Below are 7,315 nucleotides of genomic sequence, written 5' to 3' on the forward strand. Positions count from 1 at the left end.
CCCAGGGGGGTGGGGGAGCCCGGATGGGGGGTTCTGCGTGAGCACCGACAGTGATCACGGCTCCGGGCAGGACGGGCGACGCACCCGCCGAGTCGATGGAAGGATGGCGAGGACCACCCGCGTGGCGCCCCGGCCGGACCACCAGTCCCCGGCACGCAGCCCGCACACCCGAAGGGAGCACACCGTGGCCGGCGACTCGTCGTTCGACGTCGTGAGCAAGATCGACCGTCAGGAGGTCGACAACGCGCTGAACCAGGCGGCGAAGGAGATCTCGCAGCGGTACGACTTCAAGGGCGTCGGCGCGTCCATCGAGTGGAGCGGTACCGAGATGATCGTCATGAAGGCGAACAGCGAGGACCGGGTCAAGGCCGTCCTCGACGTCTTCGAGACCAAGCTCATCAAGCGCGGCGTCTCGCTCAAGGTGCTCGACAAGGGCGACCCGAAGGTCTCCGGCAAGGAGTACCGGCTCGAGGCGACCCTCAAGGAGGGCCTCAGCCTGGAGAACGCCAAGAAGATCTCGAAGATCATCCGCGACGAGGGCCCCAAGGGCGTCAAGGCGTCCATCACGGGCGACGAGCTCCGGGTCACGAGCAAGAGCCGCGACGACCTGCAGGCGATCATCGCGCTGCTCAAGGCGGCCGACCTCGACGTGGCGCTGCAGTTCACGAACTACCGCTGACGACAGGTCACGCCGTTCAGTGGGTCGAGGGACGGCCCGGCGACGCGGCGTCGGTGCTCGGGTCGATGCTCGGGTCCGGACCGTCGTGATCGCGACGTAGGAGACCCGAGCACGGACCCGAGCTCAGCCATCGCTGCTGCACCCCTCGTCGCAGGGCGATGCACGTCAGGGCGTGCATCGGGCTGCAACGACGCGTGCGACGACCTCCACCCGCCGGGTTCGTCCGACCCTGCGGCATCCTTGCTCGAATGGGACCCGACAGGCCGCGAGGCCCAGCGACCAGGCGCGCACGCGGTCGAGCCTTGATCGGGCTCGGCGCCGGGCTCGCCGTTCTCGGCGTCCTGCTCGTCCCCCTGCCGGGCCCCGGGTTGCTCGTCCTGTGCACCGCGGCGGCGGTCGTGGTGGCCGGAGTCGTCCTGGCACTCGTCGGCCGTCCGCGCACGTAGGCCGTCCGCCACCCCAGCGGCCGCGCTGCACCCCGCCACCGGCCCACGGCGGCACGCCGCCTGCGGGGATGCCCGAGCGGCAGCATGCCGTCGGCGTCTCCCCGCAAGCGCGCGACGGGGGCGACCGACCCCGGAGGCGCGGACGGGCGGCGTCGGTAGCGTCGGCGCCATGACGGAGCGCATCGTCGTCACCGACCTCACCGCGGACGTCGCGGAGCTCACGGACGACCTCGCCCGCGTCTACCGCGAGGCGTTCTGCGTGCCGCCGTACGACGAGCCGCCGGAGTCCGCGGAGCGGTTCGTCGCCGAGCAGCTGCCGGCGCACGCCGTGCGGGCCGGGTTCCGGCTCGTCGGGGCGGTCGCGGTGCCGGACGACGAGCGCGCGGCGTCCGGGGCGGCGGACGACGCGCCGCCCCTGCGCGCCCGGCACGGCGATCTGCTCGGGTTCGCCTACGGCTACACAGGTGAGCGCGGGCAGTGGTGGAGCGACTGGGTGGCGGCCACCGCACCCGAGGACGTCGTCGGCACCTGGATCGGCGAGCACTTCGAGGTCGTCGAGATCGCCGTCCGGGCGTCGGCGCAGGGGCAGGGGCTCGGTGGGCGGCTGCACGACGCGCTCCTGGCGGACCTGCCGCACGAGCGGGCGCTGCTCACGACCTACCGGGCAGACCGGCCGGCTCCCCGGCTGTACCGGCGCAAGGGCTGGCAGGTGCTCGTCGCGGACCTCGACGCCGAGAACGCTCTGTACGGCCTGGACCTGCGCGCCCGGGCGGGCGCGCCGTCCGGTCGCTGACGCCGGGCGGAGTCGTCAGCAGGCTCGGTCAGCAGCCTCAGCAGGTGCAGTCGCGCTTGTGCCCGCAGGCGGAGACCTTCGGGCAGTCCGGCCGCGGCACCTCGCAGTCGGCACTGACCCGGTCGAGCATCGAGCCGTCGCAGAAGCAGCACAGCACCGCCTGCTCGACCTCGACGATCGGCACCCCGTTCGCCTCCACGAGGACGAGCCGCAGCGCGTCGCGCAGCGCGGCAGGCCGACCCTCGGGAGACAACATCTACGGATGATCGGCGCCCCCGGCGGCGGCTTGAGCCCCGTGCGGCCGGTCCACCCGATCGGCGCTGCCCGGCCTCGTCGCTGCGCGGGCGGCGGTCCGCACCCCGGGACCGCCGTGCGTCAGCGGACGCCGAGATGCACGGCGAGGTCGGCTGCGACACCGGCCGCCACCGGCATGTCGAGCGACTCGACGACCCCGCGCGCGAAGAGCCAGCGGACGACGCGGTCCGGGTCGACGTCGAGCAGGCCGGCCATCCGGCGGGCCGGGCCGACCGGGTCGGCGGTGAGCCGGGCCGGGCAGTTCAGCAGGTGCTGGGTGGCGTCGTACGCGGCGTCCCCGACGTGCGGTTTCGGGTCGATGACGAGCCACGGCTCGCGCCGCGCAGAGAGCACGTTGCCCGCGTGCAGGTCCGTGCACAGCAGCACCTGCTCGGGCGCGGACGCCGCGAGCGCGACGTAGTCGGCGAGCCCGGCCTCGACGACGTCGTCGTCGAGCGGGGCGGCGCCGGCCAGGGCCGTGCGGCGCTCCCGCAGGCTCGCGGCCCAGCGCACGCACATGGCCTCCAGCGTCGGCAGCCCCGGCGGGGCCGGCTCCGCACGCAGCCTGCGGAGCAGCCCGGCGAGGACGTCGTCCTGCCGGGGCTCGTCGGCGCCCACGAACGTCTCCCCGAGCGTCATCCCCGGGTCGCAGCGCTCGAGCAGCAGCGCCCGCGTGCCGAGGTCGTCGAGCCCGTCGAGCCCGTCGAGCAGCAGCACCGCGCCGTCGCCCGCCCAGGCCCGCAGCGCGACCGGCTCGTACGCGGCGTCCTCGTGCGGCCACCCGACCTTGAGGACGACGGGGCGCCCGTGCGCGTCCACGCCCGGGGCGACCCACGAGCAGTACCCGCCCGGCTCGTACGGCGGCTCCAGCCGCAGCGCCCAGTGCCGTGTCGCGGCGCGGACGGCGGCCGGCAGCCGGTCCGCGACCCACTCCGCCAGACCGAGTTCGTCCCCGGACGCCGCCACCGCCCTCAGTTGTGAGGGCAGAGCAAGCACGGGCGGGTCGCCGGTCACGCCCCGCCCGCCCGCCGGGCCCGGCGGCGCCGCACGACGCCCGCGACCGCCGCGGCGAGCCGCAGCCCGAGCGCCTCACCGATCCGGGTCGCGATCGACTGCGGCGGCTCGGTGTACCCGCCGACCCGGGCGACGAACCGCTCCTGGGCACCCGTCTCGGGCACCTTGCGGCGGCGGGCCTTCGCGAGCACCGCCCAGGCCTGCTCCGGCCGCAGCCCCTCGCGGACGAGCACCGTCGCGGCGACCGTCGACGAGCGGCCGATGCCGCCGCGGCAGTGCACGACGACGTGCGCACCGTCCGCGAGCCGTTCGGTGACGACCTCGGCGAGCGCGGCTGCGTCGTCCTCGGCGGGCACGCCGAAGTCCGGGACCGGCAGCCGGTGCACGCGCAACCCCTTGCGGGCCAGCAGGTCCGGCTCGGCGGCGAGCCCGAGCCGGCCGAGCTCCTCGTCGGGGAGCAGGCACACGACGTCCGTCACGCCGGCCGCCGCGAGCGCGTCGACGTCGTCCTCGAGCGCCTCCCCCGGCCGCGGCGCCGCCATGAGCGCCAGGGTGCCGCGGCCGCTGCGGGGCACCGGGAAGAGCTCGGGCGAGGTGGCGTCGGGCATGTCGGCATCATGCCGCGTGGCTCACCGCCGGACGACCTCGATCCCCTCGGGGGCGACGACAGCGACCTCCCCGTCCCGGTCGACCTCGACGTCGAGCCGGCCGCCGGCCATCGTCAGGCCGCGGACGGCGAGCGCCCCGACCGGCAGCGGGCCGTCGCCGCGGTGGACGACGAGCCGGCCCGCCGGGGCGTCCGGTTCGAGCCCGAGCAGGGCCGCCGTCATGGCGACCGGGGCGGCGGCCGCCCACGCCTGCGGGCGGCAGGCGGCCGGGTACGCGACCGGCCCCGGGACGGCGTCGCGCGCGTCCCCGGACCACAGCTCCGGGAGCCGGTTGCCGAACGCCGGCGCGGCGTCGAGCACGCCGCCGAGGAGCCCGGCGGCGACGTCCCGGTGCCCGGTCCGGACCAGCCCCGCGACCGCCACCGCGGTGTCGTGCGGCCACACCGTGCCGCAGTGGTACCGCATCACGCCGAAGCCGCCCGCCCGCGCGGACATCGTCCGCAGCCCGAAGCCGCCGGACATGTCCGGGGCGCCGAGCCGGGCGGCCACGTCGGCGGCCTCCCCCGCGTCGAGGATCCCGGTGCCGAGCAGGTGACCCATGTTGCTCGCGACGGCGTCGACGACCCGGCCCGCACCGTCGAGCGCGAGCGCCGGGTACCGGCCGTCGGCGCCGTCCACCCAGTACCGCTCCCGGAAGCGGGCGGCGAGGTCCGCGGCGAAGTCCCGCCAGCGCGCCGCCCCGGGCAGGTCGAACGCGTCGAGCAGCTCCGCGCCGGAGACGGCCGCCTCGTAGGCGTACCCCTGCACCTCGGCGAGCGCCACGGGCGGCGCCGCCAGGGCGCCGTCGTCGAACCGGACGGCGTCGCCGGAGTCCTTCCACCCCTGGTTCGCCAGCCCGCTGCCGCTGTGGTCGACGTACGAGAGGAAGCCGCCGCCCGTGGCGGCCGCGGCGCCGACCCACTCCAGTGCCGCCCCGAGCGCGGGCAGCAGCGGCTCGACGTCCGCGGCGGGCAGACCCCAGCGCCACGCGTCGTGGAGCAGGCACACCCACAACGGCGTCGCGTCGACCGTCCCGTAGTAGACCGGCGGCAGCCGGAGCGCTCCGCCGGTGTCGAAGACCCCGCGCCTGAGCTCGTGGAGGATCTTGCCCGGCTCCTCCTCGGCGGCGGGATCGGTGCGCACGCCCTGGTACGCCGCGAGGGTGCGCAGCGTCCCGAGCGCGAGGTCCGTGCCGAGCGGGAGCAGCATCCGCGCCGCCCAGAGGCTGTCCCGGCCGAACAGCGTGAGGAACCACGGCGCCCCCGCCGCGAGGAACGTGTCGCCGGGTGCGGACGCCGTCGCCATCCGCAGCGACGCCAGGTCGTCGAGGCTCTGCGCGAGCAGCACCGGCAGCCGCCGGTCGTCGGCGGTGATCTCGGGACGGCGCCACGGCGGCGTCGCCGCGGGGACGACGGCGGCACCCGGGTCGGTGACGGTCACGACGAGCCGGACGTCGGCGGCCGTGTCCGGGGCGACGTCGAGGACCCAGGTGAGGGTGCCGCCCGTGCCGTCGGCGACGGCGCCCGGCGCCGACGCGAGGACCTGGACGGCGTCGTCCCCCCAGCGCAGCGCCGCCGTGCCGGTGGCGGCCGGAGGCTGCGCGCCGGCCGGCCCCGCGGGCGGCCCCGGCGGCAGGCCGGCCTTCGCGTGCTCGACCGGCACGAGGTCCCCGGCGACCTCGACGCGCAGGGCCAGCCGGACGCCGTCCGTCGCCGACGAGCGCACCGTGAAGGTCTCCTCGAGCCGGCCCGGGGTGACCCGGCGGCCCCGTTCGACACGCACCGTCGGGTCGGCGACGTCGTCGCCCAGGCCCCGCGCCAGACCGACGAACCGGGTGCGTCCGGCACCGTCCGCGGCGGCGAGGACGGGGACGGGGCGCTCCCAGGCCGGGTCGGGACCCGGCTCCTCGGACCCGGCCGGGACCGGCGCGACCGTCACCCGCAGCAGGCTCACGACGCGCACGTCGGCGTGGAAGACGCCCTGGACGCCGGCCCCGGGCGCGGTCGCGTCGAGGTCGCCGTCCGGGGCTGCGAGGACGACGGTCGGCGCGGCGAGCGTCACCACCAGGTCGTGGAGGAGCGGCTGGCGCGGCGGCATCGATGGACTCCCGTTCGTCGTGTCTGTCCGTTTCGGTGGTCTTGACAGCATCCGGGATCTCAGTCACGGTAAGAACGATTTGAACGCTCCAATGACCGTTCATATCACCCAGATTCGGACACCGGTACCCCTGACCGCCTGGCAACTCACCCTCCGGGCGGGCCGGGACCGGCCGTCGACGGAGGTGTTCGCGATGGCGCGGGCGACGCTCGAGAGCGTGGCGCGGCATGCCGCCGTGTCCCGGCAGACGGTCTCCAACGCCCTCAACGCGCCGCACCTCGTGCACCCGGAGACCCTCACCCGGGTCCGGGCCGCGATCTCCGAGCTCAACTACCGCCCGCACCACGCGGCCCGCACCCTGCGCACCCGCCGCTCGCAGCTCGTCGGCGCCCGGATCGAGCCCTGGCGCGACGGCGTCAACGGCGCCGTCCTCGACCGGTTCCTGCAGTCGCTCACCGCGCACGCCCAGGCCCGCGGCCAGCGGATCCTGCTGTTCACCGCCGAGGACGACGAGCAGGAGTGCTCGCACTACGAGGACCTGCTGTCGGGTCTCGACCTCGACGCCTTCGTCCTCCACGGCACCCACGCGGACGACCGCCGGACGGCGTGGCTCGCCCAGCGCCGGGTGCCGTTCGTGACGTTCGGGCGGCCGTGGGGCTCGACCGGCACCCACGGCTGGGTCGACGTCGACGGCGCCGAGGGCACCCGGGCCGCGACCGCGCACCTCGTCGCGGCCGGGCACCGGCGGATCGCCTTCCTCGGCTGGCCGGAGGGGTCCGAGGTCGGCGACGACCGGCGCAGCGGCTGGGCGGACCTCGCCCTGGCCGCCGGGCTCGAGGTCCGGCCGGGGTACGACGCCGGCGTCGCCGACGGCCTCGGCACCGGCCGCGCGGCCGCCGCGGCGATGCTCGACCTCGACGTGCCGCCGACGGCGATCGTCTGCGCGAGCGACTCGCTCGCCCTCGGCGCATGGACCGAGCTGACCGCCCGCGGGCTGCGCCCGGGCGCCGACGTCGCGGTCATCGGCTTCGACGACTCCACGACCGCGGCCGTCGTCGGCCTCAGCAGCGTCGCGCAGCCGCTCGACGACGCCGCCGCGGCCTGCCTGCGGATGCTCCACGACGTCCTCGAGACCGACCGCCCGCGCGGCGGCCGGCCCGACGACGCCGACGGACCACCGGGGTCCGGCCGCACGGGGCCGCCCGACCCGGTCCTGCTCAGCCCGCGGCTCGTCGTCCGCGCGAGCGGCTGACCGCACGACCGCACCTCGCTCTCGCCACGTCACCCGCCGTACCCGCCCGTACCGCCGTACCCGCCGTACCCAGCACCCCGCACCCATCACCGG

Annotated in this window: 8 protein-coding genes; 4 read left to right on the plus strand and 4 right to left on the minus strand. The window is 76.3% G+C overall.

All coding sequences use genetic code 11. The annotated features are described in order from the left end of the window. Positions 1-184: 184 nt before the first annotated feature. The 3 genes from ECOMGDLI_RS03230 (at position 185) to ECOMGDLI_RS03235 (ending at position 1,918) form a co-directional block, all read left to right on the plus strand. Positions 185-679 (plus strand): YajQ family cyclic di-GMP-binding protein, encoded by a 495-nt coding sequence (locus tag ECOMGDLI_RS03230; RefSeq protein ID WP_233153293.1) that lies wholly within the window; start codon positions 185-187, stop codon positions 677-679. A gap of 302 nt (positions 680-981) precedes the next feature. Continuing rightward, positions 982-1,125, plus strand: coding sequence for a hypothetical protein (locus ECOMGDLI_RS34385; RefSeq protein ID WP_158220876.1), 144 nt, complete (start codon positions 982-984; stop codon positions 1,123-1,125). 169 nt (positions 1,126-1,294) lie between these two features. After that, complete coding sequence (locus tag ECOMGDLI_RS03235) at positions 1,295-1,918, plus strand: GNAT family N-acetyltransferase (RefSeq protein ID WP_088313598.1); 624 nt, start codon at positions 1,295-1,297, stop codon at positions 1,916-1,918. 37 nt (positions 1,919-1,955) lie between these two features. Here ECOMGDLI_RS03235 and ECOMGDLI_RS03240 read toward each other — a convergent pair whose 3' ends face one another. From ECOMGDLI_RS03240 to ECOMGDLI_RS03255, 4 genes are all read right to left on the minus strand, one after another. Continuing rightward, on the minus strand, positions 1,956-2,174 hold the full coding sequence (locus ECOMGDLI_RS03240) for a hypothetical protein (protein WP_088313602.1): 219 nt from the start codon (positions 2,172-2,174) through the stop codon (positions 1,956-1,958). A 119-nt stretch (positions 2,175-2,293) separates the two neighbouring features. Beyond that, positions 2,294-3,178 (minus strand): aminoglycoside phosphotransferase family protein, encoded by an 885-nt coding sequence (locus ECOMGDLI_RS03245; protein WP_158220877.1) that lies wholly within the window; start codon positions 3,176-3,178, stop codon positions 2,294-2,296. Between the two features lie 44 nt (positions 3,179-3,222). Next, positions 3,223-3,834, minus strand: a complete 612-nt coding sequence (locus ECOMGDLI_RS03250) for a dual specificity protein phosphatase family protein (RefSeq protein WP_088313608.1) — start codon at positions 3,832-3,834, stop codon at positions 3,223-3,225. Positions 3,835-3,855: 21 nt separating this feature from the next. Beyond that, positions 3,856-5,970 carry a glycogen debranching N-terminal domain-containing protein gene (locus ECOMGDLI_RS03255; RefSeq protein WP_198954501.1) on the minus strand — a complete coding sequence of 705 codons (2,115 nt, stop codon included), beginning with the start codon at positions 5,968-5,970 and terminating at the stop codon, positions 3,856-3,858. A gap of 193 nt (positions 5,971-6,163) precedes the next feature. On the opposite strand from ECOMGDLI_RS03255, the gene ECOMGDLI_RS03260 reads away from it, so the two are divergent. Further along, positions 6,164-7,222, plus strand: a complete 1,059-nt coding sequence (locus tag ECOMGDLI_RS03260) for a LacI family DNA-binding transcriptional regulator (protein ID WP_088313614.1) — start codon at positions 6,164-6,166, stop codon at positions 7,220-7,222. The last annotated feature ends 93 nt before the right edge of the window (positions 7,223-7,315 follow it).

This window comes from Kineosporia sp. R_H_3 (assembly GCF_002198675.1).
Taxonomy (GTDB): domain Bacteria; phylum Actinomycetota; class Actinomycetes; order Actinomycetales; family Kineosporiaceae; genus R-H-3.